23 protein-coding genes and 2 pseudogenes are annotated in these 26,996 nt (G+C 74.4%); 4 read left to right on the forward strand and 21 right to left on the reverse strand.

Annotation, left to right across the window (positions count from 1 at the left end; genetic code table 11):
• Positions 1-66: 66 nt before the first annotated feature.
• Both QMQ26_RS12220 and QMQ26_RS12225 read right to left on the reverse strand, forming a co-directional pair.
• The gene (locus QMQ26_RS12220; RefSeq protein WP_282205719.1) at positions 67-2,670 is read right to left on the reverse strand and encodes a polynucleotide kinase-phosphatase; all 2,604 of its coding nucleotides are present in this window, start codon (positions 2,668-2,670) and stop codon (positions 67-69) included.
• The gene (locus tag QMQ26_RS12225) at positions 2,667-4,394 is read right to left on the reverse strand and encodes a 3' terminal RNA ribose 2'-O-methyltransferase Hen1 (protein ID WP_282205720.1); all 1,728 of its coding nucleotides are present in this window, start codon (positions 4,392-4,394) and stop codon (positions 2,667-2,669) included. Before QMQ26_RS12225 ends, QMQ26_RS12220 begins: the two co-directional genes overlap by 4 nt.
• Positions 4,395-4,495: 101 nt before the next feature.
• On the opposite strand from QMQ26_RS12225, the gene dapD reads away from it, so the two are divergent.
• On the forward strand, positions 4,496-5,485 hold the full coding sequence (dapD, locus tag QMQ26_RS12230) for a 2,3,4,5-tetrahydropyridine-2,6-dicarboxylate N-succinyltransferase (protein WP_404814116.1): 990 nt from the start codon (positions 4,496-4,498) through the stop codon (positions 5,483-5,485).
• A 278-nt stretch (positions 5,486-5,763) separates the two neighbouring features.
• Here the strand turns inward: dapD and QMQ26_RS37445 are convergent, their stop codons facing one another.
• The 10 genes and pseudogenes from QMQ26_RS37445 to QMQ26_RS12285 all read right to left on the reverse strand — a co-directional run bounded on the left by QMQ26_RS37445 (position 5,764) and on the right by QMQ26_RS12285 (position 16,570).
• The gene (locus QMQ26_RS37445; protein ID WP_318552234.1) at positions 5,764-6,594 is read right to left on the reverse strand and encodes a DUF6099 family protein; all 831 of its coding nucleotides are present in this window, start codon (positions 6,592-6,594) and stop codon (positions 5,764-5,766) included.
• Between the two features lie 5 nt (positions 6,595-6,599).
• A pseudogene (locus QMQ26_RS12245) lies at positions 6,600-6,674 on the reverse strand (hypothetical protein); the annotation flags it as partial.
• Between the two features lie 182 nt (positions 6,675-6,856).
• Positions 6,857-7,171, reverse strand: coding sequence for a nucleotide pyrophosphohydrolase (locus QMQ26_RS12250; protein WP_282206503.1), 315 nt, complete (start codon positions 7,169-7,171; stop codon positions 6,857-6,859).
• A gap of 149 nt (positions 7,172-7,320) precedes the next feature.
• Entirely contained in the window at positions 7,321-8,646 is a 1,326-nt protein-coding gene (locus tag QMQ26_RS12255; protein WP_282205722.1) for an AAA family ATPase, read from the reverse strand.
• A 107-nt stretch (positions 8,647-8,753) separates the two neighbouring features.
• Positions 8,754-9,584 (reverse strand): putative RNA methyltransferase, encoded by an 831-nt coding sequence (locus QMQ26_RS12260; RefSeq protein ID WP_282205723.1) that lies wholly within the window; start codon positions 9,582-9,584, stop codon positions 8,754-8,756.
• Between the two features lie 176 nt (positions 9,585-9,760).
• Entirely contained in the window at positions 9,761-10,174 is a 414-nt protein-coding gene (locus QMQ26_RS12265) for a hypothetical protein (protein WP_030458279.1), read from the reverse strand.
• The gene (locus QMQ26_RS12270; RefSeq protein ID WP_014135783.1) at positions 10,171-10,407 is read right to left on the reverse strand and encodes a toxin-antitoxin system HicB family antitoxin; all 237 of its coding nucleotides are present in this window, start codon (positions 10,405-10,407) and stop codon (positions 10,171-10,173) included. Before QMQ26_RS12270 ends, QMQ26_RS12265 begins: the two co-directional genes overlap by 4 nt.
• A gap of 178 nt (positions 10,408-10,585) precedes the next feature.
• Complete coding sequence (locus QMQ26_RS12275; protein WP_282205724.1) at positions 10,586-12,448, reverse strand: TerD family protein; 1,863 nt, start codon at positions 12,446-12,448, stop codon at positions 10,586-10,588.
• Positions 12,449-12,602: 154 nt separating this feature from the next.
• A complete protein-coding gene (locus QMQ26_RS12280) occupies positions 12,603-13,934 on the reverse strand; it encodes a class I SAM-dependent RNA methyltransferase (RefSeq protein WP_282206504.1) in 1,332 nt (443 codons plus the stop codon).
• A gap of 398 nt (positions 13,935-14,332) precedes the next feature.
• Positions 14,333-16,570 (reverse strand): APC family permease, encoded by a 2,238-nt coding sequence (locus tag QMQ26_RS12285; RefSeq protein WP_282205725.1) that lies wholly within the window; start codon positions 16,568-16,570, stop codon positions 14,333-14,335.
• A gap of 246 nt (positions 16,571-16,816) precedes the next feature.
• Between QMQ26_RS12285 and QMQ26_RS12290 the strand changes: the two genes are divergently transcribed.
• On the forward strand, positions 16,817-17,485 hold the full coding sequence (locus tag QMQ26_RS12290; protein WP_100836169.1) for a potassium channel family protein: 669 nt from the start codon (positions 16,817-16,819) through the stop codon (positions 17,483-17,485).
• Complete coding sequence (locus tag QMQ26_RS12295) at positions 17,485-18,141, forward strand: potassium channel family protein (RefSeq protein WP_100836170.1); 657 nt, start codon at positions 17,485-17,487, stop codon at positions 18,139-18,141. Before QMQ26_RS12290 ends, QMQ26_RS12295 begins: the two co-directional genes overlap by 1 nt.
• Positions 18,142-18,191: 50 nt before the next feature.
• Here QMQ26_RS12295 and QMQ26_RS12300 read toward each other — a convergent pair whose 3' ends face one another.
• The 5 genes from QMQ26_RS12300 to QMQ26_RS12320 all read right to left on the reverse strand — a co-directional run bounded on the left by QMQ26_RS12300 (position 18,192) and on the right by QMQ26_RS12320 (position 22,751).
• A complete protein-coding gene (locus tag QMQ26_RS12300) occupies positions 18,192-18,362 on the reverse strand; it encodes a DUF3159 domain-containing protein (protein WP_282205726.1) in 171 nt (56 codons plus the stop codon).
• 5 nt (positions 18,363-18,367) lie between these two features.
• Positions 18,368-18,961 (reverse strand): DUF3159 domain-containing protein, encoded by a 594-nt coding sequence (locus QMQ26_RS12305; RefSeq protein WP_282205727.1) that lies wholly within the window; start codon positions 18,959-18,961, stop codon positions 18,368-18,370.
• Positions 18,958-19,368 (reverse strand): OB-fold nucleic acid binding domain-containing protein, encoded by a 411-nt coding sequence (locus QMQ26_RS12310; RefSeq protein ID WP_282205728.1) that lies wholly within the window; start codon positions 19,366-19,368, stop codon positions 18,958-18,960. Before QMQ26_RS12310 ends, QMQ26_RS12305 begins: the two co-directional genes overlap by 4 nt.
• Before the next feature lie 63 nt (positions 19,369-19,431).
• On the reverse strand, positions 19,432-20,112 hold the full coding sequence (locus QMQ26_RS12315) for a response regulator (RefSeq protein WP_100836173.1): 681 nt from the start codon (positions 20,110-20,112) through the stop codon (positions 19,432-19,434).
• Positions 20,109-22,751, reverse strand: a complete 2,643-nt coding sequence (locus QMQ26_RS12320) for a sensor histidine kinase (protein WP_282205729.1) — start codon at positions 22,749-22,751, stop codon at positions 20,109-20,111. The genes QMQ26_RS12315 and QMQ26_RS12320 overlap by 4 nt, the downstream gene beginning before the upstream one ends.
• 138 nt (positions 22,752-22,889) lie before the next feature.
• Between QMQ26_RS12320 and QMQ26_RS12325 the strand changes: the two genes are divergently transcribed.
• Positions 22,890-23,723, forward strand: a complete 834-nt coding sequence (locus QMQ26_RS12325; protein WP_282205730.1) for a patatin-like phospholipase family protein — start codon at positions 22,890-22,892, stop codon at positions 23,721-23,723.
• 37 nt (positions 23,724-23,760) lie between these two features.
• Here the strand turns inward: QMQ26_RS12325 and QMQ26_RS12330 are convergent.
• The 4 genes and pseudogenes from QMQ26_RS12330 to QMQ26_RS12345 form a co-directional block, all read right to left on the reverse strand.
• Positions 23,761-24,443, reverse strand: a pseudogene (locus tag QMQ26_RS12330) (ABC transporter ATP-binding protein).
• A complete protein-coding gene (locus QMQ26_RS12335; protein ID WP_282205731.1) occupies positions 24,440-24,865 on the reverse strand; it encodes a hypothetical protein in 426 nt (141 codons plus the stop codon). Before QMQ26_RS12335 ends, QMQ26_RS12330 begins: the two are co-directional and overlap by 4 nt.
• 268 nt (positions 24,866-25,133) lie before the next feature.
• On the reverse strand, positions 25,134-26,243 hold the full coding sequence (locus tag QMQ26_RS12340) for a hypothetical protein (protein ID WP_282205732.1): 1,110 nt from the start codon (positions 26,241-26,243) through the stop codon (positions 25,134-25,136).
• Complete coding sequence (locus QMQ26_RS12345; RefSeq protein WP_282205733.1) at positions 26,236-26,928, reverse strand: SigE family RNA polymerase sigma factor; 693 nt, start codon at positions 26,926-26,928, stop codon at positions 26,236-26,238. The genes QMQ26_RS12340 and QMQ26_RS12345 overlap by 8 nt, the downstream gene beginning before the upstream one ends.
• Between the last annotated feature and the right edge of the window lie 68 nt (positions 26,929-26,996).

Consider the following 26,996-nt stretch of genomic DNA (forward strand, 5'->3'; position numbering starts at 1 on the left):
GCTCCCGTCCGTGTGCCGTACCGGTCCCGATCCGTGCCGCCCGGGTGCGTCAATACCGCCCGGGTGTCAGAGCCGGGGGTCGACCGGCTCGGACTCCAGGGCCAGCACCGCGAACACCGCCTCGTGCACCCGCCACAGCGGCTCGCCGGCCGCCAGCCGGTCCAGCGACTCCAGGCCGAGCGCGTACTCGCGCAGGGCGAGCGAGCGCTTGTGGCCGAGCGAGCGCTGGCGCAGCCGGTCCAGGTGCCGGGTGTAGTCCGGGCCGTAGATGATCCGCAGGTACTCCCGGCCGCGGACCTTCAGCCCGGGCTGGACCAGCCGCCCGGAGCCGTCCCGGTGCAGCGGGTCGACCGGCTTGACCACCATGCCCTCGCCACCGGCGCCGGTCAGCTCCTCCCACCAGGCGACGGCGGCGGCGACCGAGGACTCGTCCCCGGTGTCGACCAGCAGCCGCCCGGTGCGGTGCAGCACCGGCTGCGCGGCGGCCGGGTCGGCGGCCGTCCGGTCGGCTTCCACCAGCCGGTCGATCAGGGCGAGGTGTTCGGTGTGCGGGCGCAGGGCCAGGTTGGCACCCTCGGCGGCGAGCAGCTGGAACGGGGCCAGCCGGATGCCGTCGAGACCCTCGGTGGGCCAGCAGTAGCGCCGGTACGCCTCGGTGAAGGCCAGGGCGTCGGCGGCGCGCTCCCGCTGGCGGTCCGCCAGCTCCGCCACGTCCAGCCCGCGGTCGGCGGCCCGGGCGAGGGCGTCGAGCGCGGCGGGCAGCGCGGCTCCGGCGGCCGCGCCGACGGCGGCGTACTGGCGGCGCAGCAGCTCGACCGCCTTGAGCGACCAGGGCAGCAGCTCGGCGTCCAGCAGCAGCCAGCCGGTGTCGAGTTCGTCGAACAGTCCGGCGTCCTCGGCGGCGGCCCGGAGCCGGTCGAGGATCGCGCCGGTGAGCCGCTCGTCGCTGAGGAAGGCGCGGCCGGTCCTGGTCCAGATCGCGCCCGGGCCGGGCAGGCCGAAGCGCTTCTCCAGGGCGGCGTCGTCCCGGGCGACCAGGACGACGGCCCGCGAGCCCATGTGCTTCTCCTCGCAGACCACCTGCCGCACCCCGTCGTGCCGGTAGGCGAAGAACGCCTCCTCGGGGTGCTCCAGGAGACCCTCGCGCCGGGAGGTCGGCGAGGGGGCCATGGTGGGCGGCAGGTAGGCGAGCAGCCGCGGGTCGAGCGCGAAGCGGCTCATCACCTCCAGCGCGGCGGCGGCGTTCTCCTCCCGGACGGCGACGTTGCCGAGCCGGGCGGTCTCCACCACCCGGCGGCCGGCCACGTCCGCCAGGTCGAGCGGGCGGCCCTCCCGGCCGCCGGGCGCGTCGGTGTGCATGGGGCGGACCGGCTCGTACCACTCCTGCTCGGCCGGGACGGCGACGATCTCCCGCTCCGGGTAGCGCAGCGCGGTCAGGCTGCCGCCGAACACGCAGCCGGTGTCCAGGCAGATGGTGTTGTTGAGGAAGCTCGCCACCGGCACCGGGGTGTGGCCGTAGACCACCAGGGCGCGGCCGCGGTACTCCTCGGCCCACGGGTAGCGCACCGGCAGGCCGTACTCGTCGGTCTCGCCGGTGGTGTCGCCGTACAGCGCGTGCGAGCGGACCCGGCCGGAGGCGCGGCCGTGGTACTTCTCCGGCAGACCGGCGTGGCAGACCACCAGCGCGCCGCCGTCCAGCAGGTAGTGGCTGACCAGGCCGCGCATGAACTCCCGCACCCGGGCCCGGAACTCGTCGCTCTCGGCGGACAGCTGGTCGATCGACTCCTGGAGGCCGTGCGAGACGGTGACCTTGCGGCCGCCCATCCAGCGGCCGAGCTTGTTCTCGTGGTTGCCGGGGACGCAGAGGGCGTGGCCGGCCTCGACCATGCCCATCACCAGGCGCAGTACGCCCGGGGTGTCCGGGCCGCGGTCGACCAGGTCGCCGACGAAGACCGCGGTGCGGCCCTCGGGGTGCGCGGCGTCCACGGCGCGGCCCCGCTCGTCGCGGGTGAGCGCGTAGCCGAGCCGCTCCAGTAGCGTCTCCAGCTCGGAGCGGCAGCCGTGGATGTCGCCGACGATGTCGAACGGGCCGGTCAGGTGCCGCAGGTCGTTGTACCGCTTCTCCGGGACGATCTCGGCGCGCTCCACCTCCTCGACCCCGCGCAGCACGTGCACCTTGCGGAAGCCCTCGCGCTCCAGCCCGCGCAGCGAGCGGCGCAGCTCGCGCTGGTGGCGGGGGATCACGTGGGCCGGCAGCTGCCGGTCCGGCCGGGCCCGGTTGCGCTCGGCGCACACCTCGGCCGGGACGTCCAGCACGATCGCGATCGGCAGCACGTGGTGCTCCCGGGCGAGGGCGACCAGCTGGCGGCGGGCCTCCTGCTGGACGTTGGTGGCGTCGACCACGGTGAGCCGGCCCGCCGCGAGCCGCTTGCCGACGATGTAGTGCAGCACGTCGAAGGCGTCGGCGGAGGCGGACTGGTCGTTCTCGTCGTCGGCGACCAGCCCCCGGCAGAAGTCGGAGGAGACCACCTCGGTGGGCTTGAAGTGCTTGCGGGCGAAGCTGGACTTGCCGGAGCCGGTGCTGCCGATCAGCACCACCAGCGAGACGTCGGTGACGGGCAGTCGGCGGCCCGCCCGGGCGGGGGTCGTCTCCGGGGTTTCGGTGCTCATCGGTGGGCGCTCCCTTCCGGGGCGGAGTCGTACGACGGGGTGCCGGCGGCGCCGGTCGCGGTGGTGTCGGAGGTGTGAGTGGTGCCGGTGGTGCCGGTGGTGCCGGTCGCGGTGGTGCTGTCGGCCGGGTCGGGATCGACGATGCGGAAGTGCGCGAGCTGGGTGGGCGCGCCGACCTCGGGGTCGACCGGGCCGACCGGCTCCAGCTCGACGCGGTAGCCGTAGGCGGCGGCGACCTGCTCCGTCCAGGCCGCGAACTCGGCGCGGCTCCACTCGAAGCGGTGGTCGTCGTGCCGCCGGTGCCCGGCGGGCAGGCTCTCCCAGCGGGCGTTGTACTCGACGTTCGGGGTGGTGACCACGACCGAGGCGGGCCGGGCCGCACCGAACACGGCGTACTCCAGCGCGGGCAGCCGGGGCAGGTCGAGGTGCTCGATGACCTCGCACAGCACCGCCGCGTCGTAGCCCTTCAGCCGGGCGTCGGTGTACGTCAGCGCACCCTGGACCAGCCTGACCCGGCGGGCCTGCCGCTCCGGCAGCCGGTCCAGGCGGAGCCGGCGGGCGGCGATCGACAGCGCGCGGGAGGAGACGTCCACGCCGAGCACCTCGGTCACCCGCGGCTCCTTGAGCAGCGCGCCCACCAACTCGCCCTGCCCGCAGCCCAGGTCGAGCACCCGGGCCGCGCCGGTGCGGTCCAGCGCCGCCAGGATCGCCGTCCGCCGCTGCACGGCGAGCGGCCCCCCGCGCTCCCGGCCGCCCTCCGCGTCACCGGCGCGCTCGGCGTCGGTGGAGGTGCCGGTGGCGGTGCGGGTGCCGGTGGCCGGAACCCGGTCGGTCAGGTCGGTCAGGTCGGTCGATCCGGTGGCGTCCACCTCCTCGGCGGTATCCGTGGTGTCCGTGGCATCCGGGGTGTCCGGAACGGCGTTGTCGATCTCCTCGGCCTCGCGGTCGTCGGCCTCGGCCAGGCGGGCCAGGGCCAGGCGTTCCATGGCGATCTTGGTGAGCGACCAGCGGCGGGCCAGGTAGCGGCGGGTGATCAGGGCCCGTTCGGGGTGCTCGGCCAGCCAGCCCTGACCGGCCGCGAGCAGCTTGTCGACCTCGTCGGGGGCGACCCAGTAGTGCTTGGCCCCGTCGAGGACCGGCAGCAGCACGTAGAGGTGCTGCAACGCGTCGGCGAGCCGCAGGGTGCCGGTCAGTTCGAGCCGCACGTACCGGGAGTCGCCCCACTCCGGGAAGGACTCGTCCAGCGGGACGGACCGCACGTCCACCTGCCAGCCCAGCGGGGCGAACAGCCGCTCCACCAGCGCGGGGCCCTCGCCGCCGGCCACCGGGACGGCGGGCAGGGCGATCCGCAGCGGCATCGCCCGGCCGGGCAGTTCGGGCCGGTGGGCGCACTCCCCCTTCATCGCGGACCGGTAGACCGTGCGGAGCGCCACCGCGAGCAGCGAGGAGGCGGCGTACGGGCGGTCGTTGACGTACTGGGCGAGCGCGAGGTCGGGCGAGCCGGACCGGCCCTGGCCGCGCCCCTGGCGGAGCAGCGCCGCGGGGTCGACCTCCAGCAGCAGCGCGGCGGTGCACACTTGCTCCCCGGCCTCGGGGTAGAAGACGTGCGCCGTGCCGTGCGTGGTGGTGAACCGCTGCACCTTGTCGGGGTGCTTGTGCAGCAGGAAGCCGAGGTCGGAGGCGGGATTCTCGGCAGTGCCGGTGGTGGAGATGGATACGAACACCCGACCGAGTATGACCTGCGGGTCTGTGCGGGAGCACCAGGTTTTGTCCGTCCGGTGAGCGTGTTGGTCAGCCCTCGGCCTGATTCGTTACGGTGCGGGATGTGACTGCTGAAACCTCCACCCCCGCAAGTGGCGCGGTGGCCGCCGGCCTCGCGACCATCGCCGCCGACGGCACCGTGCTCGACACCTGGTTCCCGGCACCCGAGCTGGCCGCCGCCCCCGGCCCGTCCGGCACCGTCCGACTGAGCGCCGAGGAGGCCGAACTGGCCCTCGGCCCGGGCGCCGCCGAGGCGCTCCGCACCGACGCCCGGCGCGGCGTCGAGGTGGTGGCGGTGCGCACCACGATCTCCTCCCTGGACGAGAAGCCGCTGGACGCGTACGACGTCTACCTGCGGCTGCACCTGCTCTCCTCCCGCCTGGTGAAGCCGCACGGCCAGAACCTGGACGGCATCTTCGGCCTGCTGGCCAACGTCGCCTGGACCTCGATCGGCCCGACCCCGGTCGCCAACGTGGAGCAGGCCCGGCTGGCGGTGCGCGCCCAGGGCGGGCAGCTCGCCCTGTACGGCATCGACAAGTTCCCCCGGATGACCGACTACGTCGCGCCGTCCGGCGTCCGGATCGCGCACGCCGACCGGGTGCGCCTGGGCGCGCACCTGGCCGAGGGCACCACGGTGATGCACGAGGGCTTCGTCAACTTCAACGCGGGCACCCTGGGCACCTCGATGGTCGAGGGCCGGATCAGCGCCGGCGTGGTGGTCGGCGACCACAGCGACATCGGCGGCGGCTCCTCGATCATGGGCACCCTGTCCGGTGGCGGCAAGCAGGTCGTCTCGGTGGGCGAGCGCTGCCTGCTGGGCGCCAACGCGGGCATCGGCATCTCGCTGGGCAACGACTGCGTGGTCGAGGCCGGCCTGTACGTGACGGCCGGCACCCGGGTCACCACGCCGGACGGCTCGGTGGCCAAGGCGGTGGAGCTGTCCGGCCAGGACAACCTGCTGTTCCGCCGCAACTCGCAGTCCGGCGCGATCGAGGTGATCGCCCGCTCCGGCTCGTGGGGCGGTCTGAACACGGATCTGCACGCGCACAACTGACCTCCTGTCAGGTGGTTTCCGCCGGGCGGCCGGCCCGCTGCTCCCCAGCAGCCCGGCCGCCCGGCCCGTCCTGCGGACCCGGTGCACTCGGTGTGCCCGGCAGGCCCGGCGGGCCGACGGGCGCCGTGGCCCGGCGCCGTAGCCGAGCGGGGGCGGGCCCCGCAAACCCGGCTCACTCCTGCGGCTGACCGGGACCGCCGGTTGGACCTCAACGGGTGGTCCGGGGTGACCGCGCGCGGCGGGGGCTCGTTGGATCGGCGGTGCCGACACCCGGCGCTTCACACCGCACCACCGAGCTGAAGGGGCCCCCTCATGTCCGAGCCCTGGACCGACCCGCCCACTGCGGACACCGCCGCGGACGGCGTGCCCGCCACCCCGAAGTCGCTGTTGGAGCAGATGCAGGAACTGCTCGCCTCGATCAACACCGACCTGGCCGGATTCGACTCCGACCTGCGTTCCTCCCCCGTCCGCCGCGCGCAGGACACCCCGCCGGACGACTCGCCCCGCACCTGAGCGCCGCCCGCCACCGGGACCGGCGGGCCCAGCGGGATCACGAGCCTGGGCTCCTCCCGCCGGGCCGCGCCCGGGGCTCCCGGGTCGGCCGGCTCCGCCCACTCCCCTTCTCGCGACTCCCGCGACTCCCACGCCTCCGGCTCCCGCCGCCCCGGCTGCCCCGGCTCCTCGTCGGGGGCCCGCGCGTCCGTCGAACTCCGCTGCTCGCGCAGGAGTTCGGCCACCAGGTCGCGGCACTCGGAGCCGGCGTCCAGCCCGTCGATGCAGCTCCAGTACAGGCTCTCGGTCTCCGCCCCGCAGGCGAGCACCACCAGGCTCTCGCTCATCTCAGCCAGCAGCAGGGCGAGTTCGGCCAGCACCGGCTCCAGCTCGCCGAGCGCGCCGAACCGCTCGACCAGCGTCGGCCCGGACCACTCCGGGTACACGCCGACCGGGCCGCCGGGCAGGTCGTCCAGGCCGGGTTCGGGCGGTTGGCACAGGCAGCTCGCGGTGTGCGCGCCGGCCTCGCAGAGCAGCTGCCCGAGGGTGGCGAACGACTCCCGTCGTGGTCGGCGATCCGGGCCCCCACCGCCTCGGTGAGCAGCCCGGACTGCCATGCCTCGTGCAGGATGTCGCCGGTCGTCCGGGCCTCGGCCAGGGCGTGCCGAATGGTCTTGATCAGTCGCAGCGCCTCCATGGTGCGCTCCCCTCGTCCACCGCCGCCGTCCTTCGGCGGTCGGTCACGGGGATCAGCGTGCCGCCGGTCGCGGGATGCTCCCAGCGGGTTCGGCGCACCTGTGGAAAACCCGGCCCTGTGGACAACCCGGGTCCCCCGCCCGGGTGAATTCCGGATGATTTCCGGGCCCGCCGGGAATTCGGCTAGGGCACGGGGAACCGGCTCTCGTTGCGTTCGATCTTCTCCGCCAGCGCCCGCAGCGGGTCCATCTCCAGCACGGTGCACAGCTGCAACAGGTAGGCCAGCACGTCGGCCACCTCGTCGCGGACCCGGTGCGCCGACCCCGCGTCCGCCATCACGTCGGCGGCCTGCTCGGGCGTCAACCACTGGAAGACCTCCAGCAGTTCGCCCGCCTCGACGGTCAGCGCCGAGGCCAGGTTCTTCGGGGTGTGGTACTGCTGCCAGTCCCGGGCGGCTGCGAACTCGGCCAGCCGCCGCTGCAGTTCGGGCACCGTCAGCCCGGCCGCCCCGCCGCCGGCCCCCGTTCCGCCCGCCCCCGGCTCAGCCGCCCCTGTCCCGCCCGCCGGCGCCCCGCCCGCCGTCCCGGACACCACCGTCCCGCCCGCCGCCGTCTCCGCGTCCGGCCCCGCCGGTTCTGCTTCGTCGCTCATTCCCCCAGGTCTACCACCACGCCCTCGCCGCGCGCCGCCCCCTGCACCGGCACCCGGGCGGCGGGTTCGGTGCGGCGCAGCAGGCTGTGGCCGGTGGCCGGATCGCGTCGGCACTCGACCAGTTCGACGCCGTCCAGGCCGAGCGCCGGGCCGGGGTCCTGGAGGGTGGCGAGCAGCCGGATGTCGCCCTTGCCGGTGACCTCGCGGGCCAGCCGGAGCAGGGCGGTGATCTGGTCGGCCGCCAGGCCCGCGCCCATGTCCTCGGCGAGCAGCACCAACTGCCGGTGCGCGTCCGGCACTTCGATGGCGGGGTCGACGTCCAGGACGGCCGCGCCGGTGAGCAGGACGGCGGCGAAGGCGAGCAGTCGCAGCATGCCGTCGGCGGCCTGGTCGGCGCCGGTGCGGCCGAGCACGCCCTCGTCGAAGACGGCGATCAGGCGCTGCCGTTCGGCCTCGCCGCGGCGGGCGACGCCGAGGCCGAGCAGCGGGTGCGGGGCGGCGGCCTGGACGGCGCGCAGCAGGCGGGCCCAGCGGCGCGGGCACTCGTGCTCCAGCCGGTGGAGCACGGCGGAGATGTTGGCGGCGGTGCCGCGCAGCCGGGCCTGGGGTTCGGGCCGTCCCCAGCCGCGCATCGCGGCCGGCACGGGGTGCAGCGCGAACATCTCGCGCAGTGCGGTGAGCAGGTGCTCGGCGGCGGCCAGCACCTTGCGCTCGCCCTTGGAGGACCCGGCGACCCGCAGCGGGAGTTGGGCGGTGATCAGGCTGTCGCTGGGCAGCGGGGCGCGGATGTCGCCCTGCCGGGAGTCGTTGTGCCAGGTGACGTTGACCCGGCCGCGGGCGAGGTCCTGCTCGCCGGTCGACATCAGGGGGTGGCCGTCCAGGGTGAGGCGTTCGCGGGCGATCCGGATCCGTTCGTCGGTGCGCACCACCACTTCGAGCCGGACCGCCCCGACGCCGGAGCGCACGGTGCAGCCCAGGATGATCGCGTTGCGCCCGTGCGGCACGCAGCCGACCAGCCCGCCGCGCACCGGGGCGGCGAGCGGGCCGCGCGGACCGCCGACGCCGTCCAGCGAGGGCCTGATCTCCTCCCCGAGGGCGAGCCGGGAGAGCACGGTCAGGGCGTCCAGCGCGTTGGACTTGCCCGCTCCGGACGGCCCGTGCAGCGCGGTCAGCGGCGACAGCGGCAGGACGGCCCGGCGGTAGGACTTGAAGGAGGTCAGCCGCAGTTCCTCGATGGTGGGGCGCTTCACCGTCGGAACGGGTGCCTGCCGCACCTCGCGGGTGGCGGCCGGGGGTGGGGCCAAGGGGGCTTCGCTGGTCACCCGGAGCACTTTAAGTCCGCCCTGAGGTGCAGAAACGTCGCTCCTGACACCCTTTCACCCCTTCGAGTCCCCCGTCGGCCCCGCCGGCCCCGCCGCCGCGCCCGGTGTCACTCGTACGCGGTGACCAGCACCGATCCGGTGACCTCGACCGGTTCGGGCAGCGCCGCCAGCGCGGCGGCCAGCGCGGCCCGGTCGGTGTGCCAGGCGCTCGGGCCCATCCCGACCACGGCGGCGGCGTCCGCCCGGGACAGCCGCAGCGCGAACTCCACCTCGGTGCGCTCCACCGGCGTGAACCACGGGCCGAGCTTCTCGCCGATCCGCCGGTCCTTGTCCTCGTCCACCGACAGCAGGCCCAGCGCGCCCACCAGTTCGCGCAGGTGGCGGGAGGTCGGGGCGGCCACCAGCAGCCGGCCGCCCGGGCGCAGCACCCGCCGCATCTCGAGGCCGTTGCGCGGCGCGAACACGTTCAGCAGCACGTCCGCGGCGCCGTCCCGCAGCGGCAGCGGGCGCCAGGCGTCGCACACCACCGCGCCGATCCGCGGGTGCGCCTTCGCGGCGCGCCGCAGCGCGTACTTGGACAGGTCGAGCGCCGCGCCGACCGCGTCCGGCCGGGCCTCCAGCACCCGGGCCAGATAGTGGCCGGTGCCCGCGCCGAGGTCCGCGACCAGCCCGCCGAGCGCCGGGACGCCGGCCGCGGCCCGGGCCAGCGCCCGCTCCAGCGGCGCGTAGTGGCGGGCCGCCAGGAAGTCGGCGCGGGCCGCGACCATCTCGGCGGTGTCGGCGGTGCCGGCCTTGGCGTCCCCCGCCAGCAGGCTCACGTAGCCCTGCCGGGCCTGGTCGAAGCTGTGGCCGTCCGCGCAGCGCAGGGTGCGGCCGTCCAGGGCCAGCGGGCGGGCGCAGTGCGGGCAGACCAGGTAGGGCTCGATGTCCTGCAGCAACTCGCTCGCATCCTCGCGGAGGTCGTCTCCTCGCGGAGATCGTCGGCGGCCCTGGCGGGAGCCGTCGGAAGGGGGCCGAGGACCGTCAGGGGCCGGGGGAACGTCGAGGGTATCCCGCCCAAGGGTGCCTCGTCGCTCTCCCGGCCCCTGACGCCCCGCCCGTACGGCGCGGCGCCTCACTCCTCGCCGTCGTCGCCGACCTCTTCCTCCTCCGACTCGTCGACCACCCACATCGCCAACCGCTCCGCGACGCCGGTGATGCCGAGCTTGCCCTCCCGGATCGCCCGGGCCAGGCTGCGCACCTCCCGCGCGGTGGTCGCCACCCGGCAGCCGCTGGCCACCAGGTACGCGTAGGCGACGGCGGTGGCGAACAGCTCGTTGTTGCGCTCCAGCGCGGGGACCCGGATCAGCTGGTGCATCAGCGCCGCCGCCCGGTCCTGCGGCTCGGGGTAGACCGCGATGTCGAAGACCTCGGCCTGGTGCCTGGTGATCGCCGCGAGCAGCGATCCGTAGTCGGTGACCTGCGGGTCACCGGGCGTGTACTGCTCGGCCGTCATGAGCAGCCACGAGAGGTCGACCTCAAGTTTCAACGGCGCACGTCCTGGAGCTCGCTGGGCGAGCCGAACTCGGCGAGGAACACCGCCTCGTGCTCCTTCATGAACTGCGCCGCGGCGTCCACGAAGTTGCGTCCGGCCTCGCCCATGTCCTGCTGCACCAACCGTTCGATGTACTGGTTCATGCTGATCCCCTGCTGCTCCGCCCGTTCGCGGGCCATCTCGGCGGTGGTCGCGTCCACCCTGACGTTCAGCTGCTTCTTGGCCATCCTTCAAAGCTAGCGCCGAGGTGCTAGCACAACAAGGGCGCAAACCGGCCGCTCCCCCGCTCCCCCACCATGTCCGCCCGCGCCCCCGCGAAAACCGGCCACCCGTCCCGATCCGCCGACAACCTCGCCCACCAAGCGGATCACCCCCTGATCCGCCACGCCGCCCTGCCCGCCGGGGCTACTCCACCTCGACGCCGTAGCCGCGCACCAGCGTTTCCAGGTCGTGGTCGTAGCCCTGGCCGACGGCGCGGAAGCGCCACCTCGGGCCCCGGCGGTAGATCTCGGCCAGGAGCAGGGTGCGCTCGCTGGTGGCGGCGTCCAGCGTGGCCTGGGCGACGGCCGGGGCGTCGACGCCCGGGGCGAGCACCACCTGGACCGCCCCGGCGCTCCCGAAGGTCTCGGCCCCGTCGATGGCCGCGGCGACCGCGATCCGGTGGGCGGCGGGCGGCAGCGCCGCGAGATCCACGGCGATGCTCTGCTCGGTGGGACCGTCACAGCGGAGCCGGACAGATCCGTCGGGGCTCTCCGGCGCACCGTAGAAGACGAAGTCCTCGTCGCAGGAGACCTGTTCGTCCTCGTCGAGCACGAAGGCGACGACGTCGATCTCGCAGTCCGCCAGCTGCGCCCAGGAGGCGGCCACGTGCCACTGCCCCGCGGTCGGCAGGTCGATGACTCCGCCACGCGACAGGACCTCGGCCACCGCACCGTTCTCGGCCGGGGCCTCCGTCGGCTCCGCCACGGGCGTTCCGAGCCAGTCCTGCGGATGCACCGGGAGTCCCAGCGCGGTGACGCGGGCCATCCGGCGGTCGGACTCTCCGCCCGGGAGGAGGACGACGTCGGTGACACCGGCCGAGAGGTTGATCGCCGCCGCCCCGCCCAGCTCGACGACCCGGGCCCGCACGACGGACGCCTCCTCGTGGGTGCCGCCCAGGACCAGGACCCGCCGCCGGCCGAACGGCCTGGCCGTGTACGAGGCGGCGGGCCGTCGCCGCGCGGGCGCCTCGGCGGGGGCGGGAACGGGCACCTCGGTGGGGGCCGGCGCGGGCAGTGCGATGACTGTGCTCGGCGCGGCGGGAACGGCGGGGCTCTCCGCCACAGGCGGCTTCCCCCTCGTCGGCACCTCGTGCGGCGTTCCCGGTCGCACGTCCGCCAGCAGCTTGAGGAACGTGCGCTCGTCGACGATCGTGACGCCCTCCGCAACCGCCCTCCGCGCCTTCGCCGAACCCGACGCCGAGTCGTTGGTGACCAGGACACCGGTGTGCCGACTGACCGACGACATGATGTTCAGACCAGCGTCGACGGCTCGGGCCACCAGCTCCGCCCGGGAGGTGGCGGTCTCACCCGTGATCGCGATCTTCATCCCCTGCACCAGCGACTCCCCCGGTGCCGGACGTCCCGGGTTCCGGTAGGCGCACGGGGTCCTCGGCGGCTTCGGCGCGAACTGCGCGTTCTGTCGGGGCGGACAGGCCACCAGCGGCAGCGGAACGCCCAGCCGGGCGGCCTCGGCCAGGGAAGAACGGAAGATCCCCGCGAGGACGCGCGTGTCGTCCAACGCGTCGTGCGCACTGGTCTGCGGCACGCCGTAGTACTCGGCGAGGGCAGCCAGACTGAAGCCCGCGACGGGTGGTTCCACCCGGCGGTTCAGGGCCAGGGTGCACAGGCGCTGCGCGACGGGGAGGTAGAGCCGGGCGCGGGCGAACTCGTGGGCCAGGAAGTCGTAGTCGAACTGGGCGTTGTGGGCCACCATGACGCGGTCCTGGAGCAGCGCCCCGATCCGACCCGCCACTTGTTCGAAGGTCGGGGCACCGCTCAGCCGCTCAGCCGTCAGACCATGGATGTGCACCGGCCCCGGGTCGCAGCCCGGATTGAGCAGGGTGGCGTACTCGCCGGTCTGGACGCCGTCCGGCCCGAAGGTCAGCACCGCGATCGAGAGGACCCGGTCGCGCCGGGCGACCAGGCCCGACGTCTCGACATCGACCAGGGCCCAATCGTGCGCGTAGTCGGACAGGTGTGGCACATCGGGCGGGGAAGCGATCGGCATGGCTGCAAGGATGGGCCGGGCCCGATCACCGCTTCAAGCCGAACGCCGATTTTCCCCGGCCCGGTCCCGCACCGGCCCCGGGAACGCCGTACGGGCGCGGGAAGGCATCCCGCGCCCGTACGGCGTGCAACGTGCTCCGTGCTCCGGCCCGCCGTCAGCCGGTCGGCTCCAGGATGGCGACGCACTCGAAGTGCTGGGTCATCGGGAACAGGTCGAACGCCCGCAGCGAGACCGGGCGGTAGCCGCCCTCGCGGAAGAAGGCGAGGTCGCGGGCGAGGGCGGCGGGGTCGCAGGCGACGTAGGCGATCCGGCGGGCCTCCAGGGAGCTGAGGTGGGCGACGGTGTCGCGGCCGGCGCCGGCCCGCGGGGGGTCGAGGACGATCAGGTCGGTGGAGGTGATGCCGGTGCGGGGCAGCAGGGTCTCGACCTTGTCGCACTCGATCCGGACGTTCTCCAGCGCGGCCAGGTTGTGCCGGGCGTCGGCGACCGCCTGCTTGCCGGACTCGATGCCGAGCACCGCGCCGTCCTCGCCGACCCGCTCGGCGAGCGCGCCCGCGAACAGGCCGACGCCGCAGTACAGGTCGAGCGCGCTCTCGCCCCACTGCGGGTCGAGCCCGGTGAGGACGGCGTCGACCAGGGTGTCGGGGGCCTCGGGGTGGATCTGCCAGAAGCCGCCGTTGGAGACCCGCCAGGTGCGCCCGGCGGCGCGCTCGCGGACGAAGGCGCGGCCGTGGACGCGGTGGAACAGGTCCTGCTCGTCGATCCGAGCGATGGACGTCTCGCGGTCCAGCTCGACCAGCGGCAGCTGCTCGCCGGGCCGCGGCCGCAGGATCACCTGCCGGTCCGAGGAGCCGGAGGCGGCGACCGCCTCGACCGAGGCCACCCCGGTCCAGTCCCGCGATTCGACGCCGAGCTCGGTGACGCCGGGCGCGGCGATCAGGCAGCGGTCGATCGGCTGGACGTCGTGCGAGCGGTGCTTGCGCAGGCCGATCACGCCCTCCTCGTCGACCGCGTACTGCACCCGGGTGCGCCAGGCCGGGACCTCGCCCGCCGGGAGCTTGCCGCCGACCGGCTCGACCGAGCCGTCCCAGTGAGCCTCCTCGGGGGTGAGGCTGGCCAGCTTGGCGAGCTGCTCGGTGAGGACGGCGGCCTTGAGCTTGCGCTGCCCGCCGGGGGTGACGTGCTGCCAGTCGCAGCCGCCGCACCGGCCGGGGCCGGAGAACGGGCAGGGCGCCTCGATCCGGTCCTTGGCGGCCTCCAGCACCTCCACCGCGTCGGCCCGCAGGAAGCGCGAGGTGGTGGTGCCGTCGGTGACCTGCGCGACCACCCGCTCGCCGGGCAGCGCGTGCCGGACGAACAGCACCCGCCCCTCGTGCCGGGCCACGCAGTGCCCGCCGTGCGCGACCGGCCCGACCTCGACCTCGTAGCGCTCGCCGACCAGCGGGTCCCCGGAGGGCTGCCGCAGCACCGGCTGGGCGGGCCGCAGCACCTTGGGCGGGCGCACCGCTCCGGGCTTGCGCCCCTGCCGGGCGGGCTTCCGCCCGCCACCGCCCTCGCCCTTCGACGCCCGCTCCTTCGGCGCCCGATCCTTCGCTGCCTCGCCCTTCGACGCCCGCTCCTCGGGCGCGCCCTTCGGCGCCTGGCCCTTGGGCGCCCGGTCCTTCGCTGCCTCGCCCGGCACCGGCGGCAGGCTGCGGGCGGTGTTGCCCTCCCGGTCGGTGGCCTCGGGCCGGGCGGGCCGGCTGCTCCAGCGCGGGTGCGCGACCTGCCCCGGCTTGGCGCCGGACGTGCGGCCGGGCCGGCCTTGGCGACCGGAGGAGCGGGGCGGGTTGTTGCGGGTCACGGGGGTCGCTTCCTTACGGGAGACAGCGGTGCGGGGACGGATCACGAGCGGGGTGGGGCGGGTGGGACGCGGACACGGACGGAAAAGCGGACGGACGCACGGACGGAGCGCGGCGCCGTGCGGCAGACACGGCGGCCCGCGACGGACCGGGAACGGTCCGCCACGGGCCCATTGAAGGCCATCGGGAGGCCGGACGGGCCGCGCGGGCGCTCAGTCGCGCGGCGCGGCGTCCGACCCGCCCGGGCCCCGCCGGCCGCGCCGGCGCCCGGCTCGGCGGGCGGGGCCGGCCGCCGCCGCAGCTCGCCGCGGCGGACCGCGCCGGGCGCGGACCACGCCTTGGGCGCCTTGCGGCGTTCCGAGGACTCCAACTGCCAGGGTACGGAGGTCACCATCACGCCGGGCTTGAACAGCAGCCGCCCCTTGAGCCGCAGCGCGCTCTGGTTGTGCAGCAGGTGCTCGTACCAGTGGCCGACCACGTACTCGGGGATGTAGACCGCGACCACGTCGCGCGGGCTGGAGCGGCGCAGGTTCTTGACGTACTCCAGCACCGGCCCGGTGATCTCGCGGTACGGCGAGTCGAGGACCTTCAGCGGCACGTCGAGGCCGCGCTCGTCCCACTCCTCGCGGAGCGCCGCGGTGTCCGCCGGGTCGACGTTGACGGTGACGGCCTCCAGGGTCTGGGCCCGGGCCAGCCGGGCGTACGCGAGGGCGCGCAGCGCGGGCTTGTGCAGCTTGGAGACCAGCACGATGGCGTGCACCCGGGTCGGCGGGGTGAAGTCCTCGGGCTCCTCGGCGGCCTTGAGCTCGGCGCTGACCCGGTCGTAGTGGCGGCGGATCGCCTTCATCATCACGAACAGCACGACCATCAGGGCGATCGCGACCCAGGCGTGGCCGATCTTGGTGGCGAGGACCACGATCAGCACGGCCATGGTCATCACCAGGCCGAAGGCGTTGATCGCCCGGCTGCGCTGCATGTGGGCGCGCTTCTTCGGGTCGGTCTCGGTGCGCAGCAGCCTGGTCCAGTGCCGGATCATGCCGGACTGGCTCATGTTGAACGCCACGAAGACGCCGACGATGTACAGCTGGATCAGCCGGTTCGGGTCGGCGTCGAACGCCACGATGAACAGGATCGCCGCACCGGCCAGCAGCACGATGCCGTTGGAGTACGCCAGCCGGTCGCCGCGGGTGTGCAGCTGCCGGGGCAGGTAGCGGTCCTGGGCGAGGATCGCGCCGAGCACCGGGAAGCCGTTGAACGCGGTGTTGGCGGCCAGCACCAGGATCAGGCCGGTGGTCGCCGCGACGAAGTAGAAGCCGGGCGTGAAGTTGGAGAACACCGCCTCGGAGATCTGCGCCAGCACGGTCTTCTGGTGGTACCCGGCCGGCGCGCCGACCAGCTGCTCCGCCGGGTTCTCGGCCATCTGCGTGCCGGTCAGGTGGGCCAGGTAGATGATGCCCATGAACATCGTCACGGCGATGGTGGCCATCATCAGCAGCGTGGTCGCCGCGTTCTTGCTCTTCGGCTTGCGGAACGCGGGCACGCCGTTGGAGATCGCCTCCACGCCGGTCAGCGCCGCACAGCCCGAGGAGAACGCCTTGAGCAGCAGGAACACCAGCGCGAACCCGGCCAGCGAGCCGTTGCCGGGCGTCGCCTCCAGGTGGTACGCGGAGCTCTCGGCGGGCAGCTCCGTGCCGAACCCGAAGTGCCGCACCAGGCCGTAGACCACCATGCCGATGACACCGACCATGAACGCGTACGTCGGCACGGCGAACGCCGAACCGGACTCGCGCACGCCGCGCAGGTTCATCCCCATCAGCACGACGACCAGGAACACCGACAGCCCCAGCTCGTGCCCGCGCAGCGCGGGCACCGCCGACACCACGTTGGCCACGCCCGAGGTGGTCGACACCGCCACGGTGAGGATGTAGTCGACCATCAGCGCGCTCGCCACCACCAGGCCGGAGTTCGGCCCGTGGTTGACGGTGGCGACCTCGTAGTCGCCGCCGCCGCTCGGGTAGGCGTGCACGTTCTGCCGGTACGAGGCGACCACCGCGAGCATCACGACGGCGACCACGACGCCGATCTGCCAGGAGAAGTGGATCGCCGAGGCGCCGGCCAGCGACAGCGTCAGCAGGATCTCCTCCGGCGCGTAGGCGACGGAGGAGAGCGCGTCCGAGGCGAACACCGGCAGGGCGAGCCGCTTGGGGAGCAGCGTCTCCCCCAGCTTGTCGCTGCGCAGCGCACGCCCGATCAGGATGCGTTTCGGTAGGTCAGCAGGCATAGGCACAGCAAGGAATCGTAAGGGCTCCGGGTGGCACCCGATGCCGCGCGGGGCCACCTTGCTCGCGACTGTGTTCGGCGGACCGGCTAGCGTGTCGACAGAAGGGTTTGCGGGCAACACCGGGTTGCCCCCTCGCGTCGGATCACAGGCGCGGCCGACAAGTGGCTCCCCCAATCGGGGGCACGGAAGGACGATGAGCGGTGTTTACGCAGGTCATGACCCCAACGAATCGGGTGAGGTAGGCGCGTGCACATCGTCATCATGGGCTGCGGGCGCGTGGGCTCCGCCCTCGCCAGAGCGCTCGAGAAACAGGGCCACTCGATCGCGATCATCGACCAGGACCCGACCGCCTTCCGTCGGCTCGGCGCGGGCTTCAACGGCCGCCGGGTCACCGGCGTCGGCTTCGACCAGGACACCCTGAAGGAGGCCGGCATCGAGGAGGCGGGCGCCTTCGCCGCCGTCTCCAGCGGTGACAACTCGAACATCATCGCGGCCCGGGTGGCCCGCGAGAACTTCGGCGTCGAGCACGTCGCGGCCCGCATCTACGACCCGCGCCGCGCCGAGGTCTACCAGCGCCTGGGCATCCCGACCGTCGCCACCGTGCGCTGGACCGCCGACCAGATGCTGCGCCGGCTGCTGCCCAGCGGCGCCGAGCCGGTCTGGCAGGACCCGTCGGGCTCCGTGCAGCTCGCCGAGGTCGCGTTCACCCCGGACTGGATCGGCCACCGGCTCGCCGACCTGGAGGCCGCCGCCGGCGTCCGGGTGGCGTTCGTCACCCGGGTCGGCGAGGGCGTGCTGCCCACCCCGCAGATGGTGGTGCAGGAGGGCGACCTGATCCACGTGATGCTGCGCCGCAACGAACTGACCGCGGTCGAGGCGGCGTTCGCCAAGGGCCCCGAGGAGGCTGGTCACTGATGCGCGTCGCCATCGCCGGAGCCGGAGCCGTCGGCCGTTCGATCGCCGGGGAGCTGCTGGAGAACGGCCACGAGGTCCTGCTGATCGACAAGAACCCGAACTCCATCTCGGTGGAGCGCGTCCCGCTCGCCGAGTGGCTGCTCGCCGACGCCTGCGAGATCACCTCGCTGGACGAGGCCGCGCTGCAGCGCTGCCACGTGGTGATCGCCGCCACCGGTGACGACAAGGTCAACCTGGTGGTGTCGCTGCTCGCCAAGACCGAGTACGGCGTGCCGCGGGTGGTCGCCCGGGTGAACAACCCGCGGAACGAGTGGCTGTACAACGAGTCCTGGGGCGTGGACGTCGCGGTCTCCACCCCGCGCCTGATGTCGGCGCTGGTCGAGGAGGCGGTGAGCGTCGGCGACCTGGTCCGCCTGATGCGCTTCTCCCAGGGCAACGCCAACCTGGTCGAGCTGACCCTGGCCGCCGACACCGAACTGGTCGGCACCCGGGTCGGCGACGTGGCCTGGCCGGTGGACACCGCGCTGGTCACCATCATCCGCGAGGGCCGGGTGCTGGTGCCCGGCGGCAGCGACACCCTGGAGGCCGGTGACGAGCTGCTGTTCGTCGCCGCCCAGGAGCGCGAGGAGGAGCTGGAGACGCTGCTGGCCGGCTGACCCGCTCCCGTGACGACGGAGGGCCCCGCGCGGTGCGCGGGGCCCTCCGGTCACTTCTCCGGCTCTTCCTCGTCCGGCTCCGCCTTGATCGGCGGCGGCGCGGTCAGCAGGATTCGCCAGGTCACGTACATCGCCAGCAGCAACGGCGGGATGCCGAGCGCGACCTTCAGCCAGCCCAGCAGGTTGATGTTGTGGGCCAAGTACAGCGGGAAGAGGATCACCGGCTTCAGGCCATGATCAGCACCCAGGCCCAGGTCGCCTTGGTGTAGGCGGCCAGCCGGCCCGGGTTCTGCTTGCGCCAGGTGAACATCTCGCCGGTGATCGGGCCGAGCATCAGGCCGATCATCGGCCAGCGCACCAGGGCGGAGACCGCCAGCGCCAGGCAGTAGCCGACGTTCCACAGCAGGCCCGGCAGGTAGAAGTCCTCGGCCTTGCCGGTCTTCATCGAGATCCAGGCGCCGATCGCCACGCCGAACACGCCGGAGAAGGCGTGCTGGATGGTCTCCCGGCGGGCCAGCCGGACCACCACGAACACCGCGCAGAGCGCGAGCGCCGACCAGGCGGCCACCGGCACCTTGTGGGTGATGTTGAACGCGACGATGTACACCAGGCCCGGCAGCGTCATGTCGATCATGCCGCGGATGCCGCCGAACGCCTTGAGCACCGTCTCGGCGGCCTCCTTGGAGGCGTCGCGCTCCGGCTCGGCACCGGCCGGCCCGGGCCCGTCCGGCTGCCCGTACCCGCCGGCCGGGCCGTACCCGCCGGGCCGCTCCTCGTCCTGCGGACCGTGCGCGGTCACCCTGGTCGCCTCATTGCTCACGCGGACTCGTTCCCGTGTCCCACCGGACGCAGCTCGTAGCGGGGATTGAAGAGCACGCGGCGCCCGCGTGCGTGGCTGATCCGGCCGCTGGCGATCAGGCGGCGGCCCGGCTCTATGCCCACGATCGAGCGGCGGCCCAGCCACACCACGTCCAGCGCCTCCGTGCCGTCGAACAGCTCGGCCTCCAGCGCGGGCACTCCCGCGCGCGGGCGGAGCGTGACGGTGCGCAGGGTGCCGGCGACGGTGACGACCTCGCGGTCACCGCAGGCGGCGATCGGGGTGCAGCCCGCCTCCGCGGTGTCCTGCCGCAGCTCCTCGGCCTCCAGCTCCTCGGAGGAGGAGGTCAACCGGCTCAGCATGCGGCGGAAACGGCCTTGCAACTGGTCGCCGATGTTGTCACCACTCATGCCGGAAGGGTACCGGTTCGCCGGTGCCGGGCGGCAGGGCCGCGGGTCCGACCCGCGGCCGGGTCACGGCTCGAAGCGGTAGCCCATGCCCGGTTCGGTGATGAAGTGCCGGGGGTGCGAGGGGTCCGCCTCCAGCTTGCGGCGCAGCTGCGCCAGGTAGACCCGCAGGTAGTTGGTCTCCTTGCGGTAGGCCGGTCCCCAGACCTCCTGGAGCAGCTGGGTCTGGCTGACCAGCCGCCCTGAGTTGCGCACCAGCACCTCCAGCAGGTGCCACTCGGTGGGGGTGAGCCGGACGTCGGCCCCCTGGCGGTTGACCTTCTTCGCGGCCAGGTCGACGGTGAAGCCCTCGGTGGCGATCACCGGCTCGCCCCCGGCGGCGACCGGTTCGGCCCGGCGGACGGCGGCCCGCATCCGGGCCAGCAGTTCGTCCATGCCGAACGGCTTGGTGACGTAGTCGTCGGCGCCGGCGTCCAGCGCCTCGACCTTCTCGTCGGAGGCGTGCCGGGCGGACAGCACGATGATCGGCACCCTGGTCCAGCCGCGCAGGCCGCGGATCACCTCGACGCCGTCCATGTCGGGCAGGCCCAGGTCGAGGACCACCACGTCGGGGTGGCGGGCGGCGGCCAGCTCCAGCGCGCTCGCGCCGTCGTGCGCGGAGTCCACCTCGTACTTGCGGGCCCTGAGGTTGATCACCAGGGCGCGGACGATCTGCGGCTCGTCGTCCACCACGAGGACCCGGGTCATGCGGGACCGGCCTTTCGCTTGTCGGGGGAGCCCCCGTCGGGACTCCGGGGGGCGCGGTCGGGCGGTTCGGCGACGGGCGGCTCGACGGCCGGGGGTCCGGCGGCGGGGAGCTCGACGGCCGGGAGCGAGACCACCATGGTCAGTCCGCCGCCGGGGGTGTCCTCGGCGGTGACGGTGCCGCCCATCGCCTCGGCGAAGCCGCGCGCCACCGCCAGGCCGAGGCCGACCCCGGCGCCGCGCGGGGCGTCGCCGTAGCGCTGGAACGGGGCGAAGATCCGCTCCCGGGCCTCCTCGGGGACGCCCGGGCCGCGGTCGACCACCCGCAGCTCGACCCGGCCGTCCCGCTCCAGCAGGTCCGCCTTCACCAGGACGGGTGATTGCGACGGCCCGTACTTGACGGCGTTCTCCACCAGGTTGGCCAGCACCCGCTCCAGCAGCCCGGCGTCGGCCCGCACCATCGGCAGCGACTCCGCCACGTCCAGGCGCACGCTGCCGGGCGGCACGCCGCCGAGCGCGAACGGCACCACCTCGTCCAGGTCGGTGGGCTGCAGCAGCGGGGTGACGGTGCCGGTCTGCAGGCGGCTCATGTCCAGCAGGTTGTTGATCAGGTGGTCGAGGCGGTCCGCGCCGGACTCGATCCCGGCCAGCAGCTCGGCCTCGTCCTCCGGGTCCCACTCGACGTCCTCGGCGCGCAGCGAGGAGACCGCGGCCTTGATCCCGGCCAGCGGGGTGCGCAGGTCGTGCGAGACGGCGGCCAGCAGCGCGGTGCGGATACGGTTGCCCTCGGCCTCCCGGCGGGCCGCCGCGGCCTCCCCCGCCAGCCGGCGGCGCTCCAGCAGGACGGCCGCCTGGTTGGCGAACGCCCCGAGCATCCGCCGGTCCTCGGCGGGCAGCACCCGGCCGCGCAGCACCAGCGCGAGCCGGTCGCCGACCGGGACGTCCACGTCGCCCTGCTCCGGCCCGGCGGGCGGCCGCGGCCCGACCGCGGCGGCGGCCTGCCACCGGCCGTGCGGACCGGGCGGGTCGGTGCGCTCCAGCAGTGCCACCGCCTCCTGCTGGAAGGTCTCCCGGACCTGCTCCAGCAGCGCCGTCAGCACCCCCTCGCCGGTGGGCGCGCCGCGCAGCACCGTGCCGGCCAGCGCGGACAGCGTCTGCGCCTCGGCCTGGGCCCGGGCCGCGAGGTGGCTGCGCCGGGCGGCCAGGTCGACCACGGTGGCGACCGCGATGCCGACCGCGGCGAAGATCACCACCGCGGCGATGTTCTCCGGCTGGGCGATGGTGAAGGTGTGCACGGGGGGCGCGAAGTAGTAGTTGAGCGCCGAGGAGGAGACCAGTGCGGAGGCGATCGCCGGGAACAGCCCGCCCACCAGCGCCGCGCCCACCGTCAGCGACAGGAACAGCAGCATCTCGGTGGACAGCCCCGGCCCGCCGGTGCGGGTCAGCGCCAGCGCCAGCAGCGGCGGTCCGGCCACCCCGATCACCCAGCCCGCGACCGTCCTGGTCCGGCCCAGGTCGGTCACCCGGCGGATCGGGAGCCGGCCCCGGCCGCGCGCCGCGTGCTCGTGGTTGACCATGTGGACGTCGATGTCCCCGGAGTCCCGGGTCACCGTGTAGCCCACGCCCGGCCCGTACACGTACTGCCAGACCTTGCGGCGGCTGGTGCCGATCACGATCTGGGTGGCGTTGACGCCGCGCGCGAAGTCCAGCAGCCCGGCCGCCGGGTCGTCGCCGAGCACCGGGTGGAAGCTGCCGCCGAGGCTCTCCACCAGCGCCCGCTGCTCGATCAGCGCCCGCGGGGAGGAGCCGGACAGCCCGTCGGAGCGCGAGATGTGCACCGCCAGCAGCTCGCCCGCGCTGTTGCGGGCCGCGATCCGGGCCGCCCGGCGGATCAGCGTGGCGCCCTCCGGGCCGCCGGTCAGGCCGACCACGATCCGCTCCCGGGCCTGCCAGGTGCCCTGGATGCCCTGCTCGGCCCGGTAGCGCTGGAGGTACTCGTCGACCCGGTCGGCCGTCCACAGCAGCGCCAGCTCGCGCAGCGCGGTCAGGTTCCCGGGCCGGAAGTAGTGCGCGAGCGCCGCGTCCACCTTCTCCGGCGCGTACACGTTGCCGTGCGCCAGCCGGCGGCGCAGCGCCTGCGGGGACATGTCGACCAGCTCGATCTGCTCGGCCCGGCGCACCACCTCGTCCGGGACGGTCTCCCGCTGCCGGACGCCGGTGATGCCCTCGACCACGTCCCCCAGCGACTCCAGGTGCTGGATGTTGACGGTGGAGACCACGTCGATCCCGGCCGCCAGCAGTTCCTCGACGTCCTGCCAGCGCTTGGCGTTGCGCGAGCCCGGGACGTTGGTGTGCGCGAGCTCGTCGACCAGCGCGACCGCCGGGTCGCGGGCCAGCACCGCGTCCAGGTCCAGCTCGGTGAACTCGGCGCCGCGGTGGGTCGCCGTCCGGCGCGGGACGGTCTCCAGCCCGTCCAGCAGCGCGGCGGTGCGGGCCCGGCCGTGGGTCTCCACGAAGCCGACCACCACGTCCGCGCCGCGGCCGGTCCGGCGGTGCGCCTCGGCCAGCATGGCGTAGGTCTTGCCGACGCCCGGGGCCGCCCCGAGGTAGATCCGCAGCCTGCCGCGGGCCGTGTGCACCATGCTCCGAGCCTACGGTCCGCGATCGCAATATCCGCTGATCAGACGGGCCCGGGCGGAGAATTGACGACTTCTTGACGCCCGCCGCCGCCGATTGGGTCACAATGCCGGGGTCAGCGAACGACCCGAGGGGGAACCACCATGCGCGGACTCGTACTCGGCGGCGGCGGCCTCGCCGGCATCTCCTGGGAGACCGGCCTGCTGCACGGCCTCGCCGAAGCCGGACTCGACCTCCCCGCCACCACCGACCACGTCCTCGGCACCTCGGCCGGCGCCACCGTCGCCGGACAGCTCGCCTCCGGCCTCCCGCTCGCCGAGCTCTACCGCCGCCAGACCGACCCGGCCGCCCAGAACCACGAGCTCGTCCCGCCCGCCGAGACCGTCGGCGCGCTCTTCGAGACCTTCCACCAGCTGGTCACCGAGATCACCGACCCCGCCGAACTCCGCCGCCGCGTCGGCGAGTTCGCCCTCGCCGCCGAGACCGTACCGGCCGCCGACCGGCGCGCCGTCATCGCCGGCCGCCTCCCCGGCCACGACTGGCCCGCCTGGCCGCTCACCCTCACCGCCGTCGACGCCGGCACCGGCGAACCCCGCACCTTCGACCGGCACAGCGGCGTCCCCCTGGTCGACGCGGTCGCCGCCAGCTGCGCCGTCCCCGGCATCTGGCCCACCGTCGAGATCGGCGGCCGCCCCTACATGGACGGCGGCGTCCGCAGCTCGAACAACGCCGACCTGATGACCGGCGAGCGGACCGTCCTGGTCCTCGCCCCGATCGTCGACCTGTTCCTCGCCGCCGAACTCGCCCGCCTCGAAGCCGCCGGGCAGCGCGTCCTCGCCGTCTCCCCCGACGAGGACTCCCTCGCCGCGGCCGGCCCCAACCCGCTCGACACCGCCGTCCGCACCCCCTCCGCCGAAGCCGGCCGGGCCCAGGGCCGCCGGATCGCCGACCAGGTCCGCGCCCTCTGGACCAGCTGAGCCGACGGCCCGGAGGGGGTGTTCCGCCCCTCCGGGCCTACGGCTCCACGATCCGGCCGTCCCGCAGCTCCAGGACCCGGTCGGCCAGCTCCATCAACTGCGGATCGTGCGTCGCCACCAGCGCCGTCACCCCTCGCTGCGCACCACCGCGCGCAGCAACTGCATGATCGCCAGACCGGTCTCCGAGTCCAACTGCCCGGTCGGCTCGTCCGCGATCAGCAGCGCCGGCTCGTTCGCCAGCGCCCGCGCCACCGCCACCCGCTGCTGCTGACCGCCCGACATCTCGGTCGGCCGCTGCTCCGCGTGCTCCGCCAGCCCCACCATCGCCAGCAGCGTCCGGACCCGCTCCTCGCGCTCCCGCACCGCCACCCTGCGCAGCCGCATCGGCACCCCGACGTTCTCCGCCGCCGTCAGCACCGAGATCAGGCCGAACGACTGGAACACGAAGCCGATCCGGTCCCGTCGCAGCTCCAACCGGCCCGCCTCGTCCAGCCCCGCCAGGTCCGTCCCGGCGATGCTGATCCTCCCCGCGGACGGCGTGTCCAGCCCGCCCACCAGGTTCAGCAGCGTCGTCTTGCCCGAACCCGACCGCCCGCGCAGCGCCGTCAACTCCCCGGCCCGCGCCGTGAACGACACCCCGCGCACCGCGTGCACCGCCCGGTCGCCCTCCCCGAACGTCCGGTGCACGTCTTCCACGACCACCATCGCGCCACCACTCATCCGTGCACCTCTTCCTCGGCCCGCCACACCGCGATGTGGTCCTCTTCCCACGCCAACCGCACCCGGCGGCTGAGCCGCAACGCCTCCGCGGAGTCCGCCGGCAGCGGCAACCGGCCCACCCGGTCCAGTACCGCGTACGCCACGCCCGGCTCGCCCCGCTCGGGACGCAGCACCTCCGTCGGCTCGTCCGCCGGCAGCAGCGCCGGGGAGTTCGCGTTCGCCGGCGCGATCAACTCGCCGTCCTCGACCACCGGGTGCAGCCCCGGCAGGGCCTGCACCTCGACCCCCTCGGAACGGCGGACGCGCACCAGGTTCTCGCACACCACCATCCCCGCCCCGGGCGGCGGCCCGGGCTCGACCGCCCGACCGCGCAGCTCCGTGACATCCGGCCCGGCCGCCACGCCCACCGCCTCGACCCCCACGCCGCTCCCCTCCGACCTCGGACCGGGAGCCCCACGGCTCGGCACGGCCTCGTCCCGCCGGGCCGGCGCCGAACCGGACGGGCGGGGCGGTCCCCTGTTCCGCCCCGGCCGTCCGGTCCAGCGCCCCCGGCGACCGCCACCCGCACGGCGACGGTCCCACCACTCCAACGCCGCCCGCAGCAGGGGGGTTGCACGGGGTCCCGAACTTTTTTCGAAACCTCCCATCCTCTCCCCGCTGTCCGTCCGGCGCCGCCACCGCTGTTGTCGCTCAGCCGACCGGCACGATCGTCGTCTCCGTCCCCGCCACCGGCTCGCCCAAGGACAGGAACTCCGCCGCCGAGGCCCGGAACGCCTGCGACAACCCCACCTCCGGCACCACCCCGCGCCCGCCCCGACACACCGTCAGCACCGCCACCATCGACCCCCGGACGTGCACCGCGACCTCCTCCGCGACCACCGAGGGCTGCCGCAGCCCCAACGCCGCCACCCCGATCGACCGCTCCTCCACCGCCCAGCCCGCGCCCGACCCCACGCACTCCCCACCCGCCAACAGCCGGGCCCCGGCGACCTCCGCATCCGCCACCGTCCGGAAACCCAACACGTACTGGTGCGCCGACGCCTCCAGGTCCCCACCGTCCGTGTACGCCTCCCCCCACACCCGCACCGCCCCCGCCGACGCCACCAGGCCTGACACACACCCCGTCCCGAACCCCGCCCCCCACTGCGCGGACGCCGACGCCGAGGCGGATGCGGATGCCGGTGCCGAGCGCGACGGCCCGGAAACGGACACGGGGGTGGACACGGAGGCGTAGGTGGACGCGGAGGCTGGCGCGGACCAGGAGGGCGACGACGCACCGGCGGCACTCGCCGACGGGGACACCGCCGTCCACGGGCCGTACCCGCCCAGCACGCTCGGCATCCGCGTCGCCCCCAGCGCCAACGCCCGTACCTCCGACTCCGCCGACGCCAGCGGCAGCAACTCCCAGGCCGGAGCCGACGCCCCCGCACCCGTGCTCCCGCTCCCGCTCGCCGACGGCAGCGGCGGCAACGGCAGCGCCAACGTCACCGTCTCCTTCGGACGCGGCAACGCCGACTGCTCCACCGGCACCCCCGCCGCCCCGTGCCCACCCTGCAACGGCGCCACCGCCACCGCCGTCCACAGCACCGCGGCACCCAGCACCCCCGCCCCGGCCACCGCACCCATCCGCCGCCGGTGCTTGCGCCGCGCGCCCCGCCGGGCCACCTCCGTGCTCTCCGGCACCGGGACCCCCAGCACCACCTCACGCCGCAGCCCGTCGAACATCGCCTCCAACCGGGCAGCCCCGATCGCCGGACGGTCCTCCGCCTCGTCCACCTCCGGTACCTCGGACCTAGACATGCGACCCGCAGTCCTCCGCCACCCGCGCCCGTCCCTCCGTCAACTCCACCGCGACCGACTCCCCTTCGGCACGGCCGGCCCCCGCCACCCGCTGCTCCCGCTCACCCGCGGCAGCCGCCCGAACCGGCCGCAGCGGCGCGACCACCGGCTCCTCGACGACCGCCGCCGGCTCTTCCCCCAACAACCCCGCCAACGCCTGCCGCCCCCGATGCAGACGCGCCTTCACCGTCCCCACCGGCACCCCCTCGTCCGCGGCGATCTCCGCCACCGAACGACCCCCCATGTGGTGCCACACCAACGCCGACCGCTGCGCCTCCGGCAACCGCCGCAACGCCTCCACCAACGCCACCGTCTCCGGCCCGGGCCCCGGAACCGGCGACTGCCCGTCCCCGTGCCGAATCCAGCTCTGCAACGCCGTCCGGGCCCGCCGCCACCGGCTGATCGCGATCCGCTGCCCCGTCAACCGCACCCAGGCCACCGGATTCTCGTGCGACACCAGCCGCCCCCAGTGGTTCCAGGCCCGGACGAACGCCTCCTGGGCCGCGTCCTGCGCTTCCCCCAGATCACCCGTCAGCGCGTACAGATGCGCCACCAGTTGCCCGTACGCCGCCTCGTAGAACGCCCGAAAGTCGTCGTCGCCCCGCCCGGCTCTGCCACCGGCCCCCTCGCCCTGCTCCACGACCATGACGCCACAGTGTGCCGTGCACCGCCCCACCCGGCAATACTCCGCCGCCGCCGGCCTATTCCGTCCCG

It is taken from the genome of Kitasatospora fiedleri, assembly GCF_948472415.1.
Classification (GTDB): domain Bacteria; phylum Actinomycetota; class Actinomycetes; order Streptomycetales; family Streptomycetaceae; genus Kitasatospora; species Kitasatospora fiedleri.

Excerpts from the sequence above, each read along its gene's own strand:
- QMQ26_RS12220 (WP_282205719.1), bottom strand. The coding sequence starts at position 2,670 with ATGAGCACCGAAACCCCGGAGACGACCCCCGCCCGGGCGGGCCGCCGA.
- QMQ26_RS37445 (WP_318552234.1), bottom strand. The coding sequence starts at position 6,594 with ATGGCAGTCCGGGCTGCTCACCGAGGCGGTGGGGGCCCGGATCGCCGA.
- QMQ26_RS12270 (WP_014135783.1), bottom strand. The coding sequence starts at position 10,407 with ATGGCCAAGAAGCAGCTGAACGTCAGGGTGGACGCGACCACCGCCGAG.
- QMQ26_RS12275 (WP_282205724.1), bottom strand. The coding sequence starts at position 12,448 with ATGCCGATCGCTTCCCCGCCCGATGTGCCACACCTGTCCGACTACGCG.
- QMQ26_RS12285 (WP_282205725.1), bottom strand. The coding sequence starts at position 16,570 with ATGCCTGCTGACCTACCGAAACGCATCCTGATCGGGCGTGCGCTGCGC.
- QMQ26_RS12295 (WP_100836170.1), top strand. The coding sequence starts at position 17,485 with ATGCGCGTCGCCATCGCCGGAGCCGGAGCCGTCGGCCGTTCGATCGCC.
- QMQ26_RS12310 (WP_282205728.1), bottom strand. The coding sequence starts at position 19,368 with ATGAGTGGTGACAACATCGGCGACCAGTTGCAAGGCCGTTTCCGCCGC.
- QMQ26_RS12315 (WP_100836173.1), bottom strand. The coding sequence starts at position 20,112 with ATGACCCGGGTCCTCGTGGTGGACGACGAGCCGCAGATCGTCCGCGCC.
- QMQ26_RS12320 (WP_282205729.1), bottom strand. The coding sequence starts at position 22,751 with ATGGTGCACACGGCCCGCGGCAGGCTGCGGATCTACCTCGGGGCGGCC.
- QMQ26_RS12325 (WP_282205730.1), top strand. The coding sequence starts at position 22,890 with ATGCGCGGACTCGTACTCGGCGGCGGCGGCCTCGCCGGCATCTCCTGG.
- QMQ26_RS12340 (WP_282205732.1), bottom strand. The coding sequence starts at position 26,243 with ATGTCTAGGTCCGAGGTACCGGAGGTGGACGAGGCGGAGGACCGTCCG.
- QMQ26_RS12345 (WP_282205733.1), bottom strand. The coding sequence starts at position 26,928 with ATGGTCGTGGAGCAGGGCGAGGGGGCCGGTGGCAGAGCCGGGCGGGGC.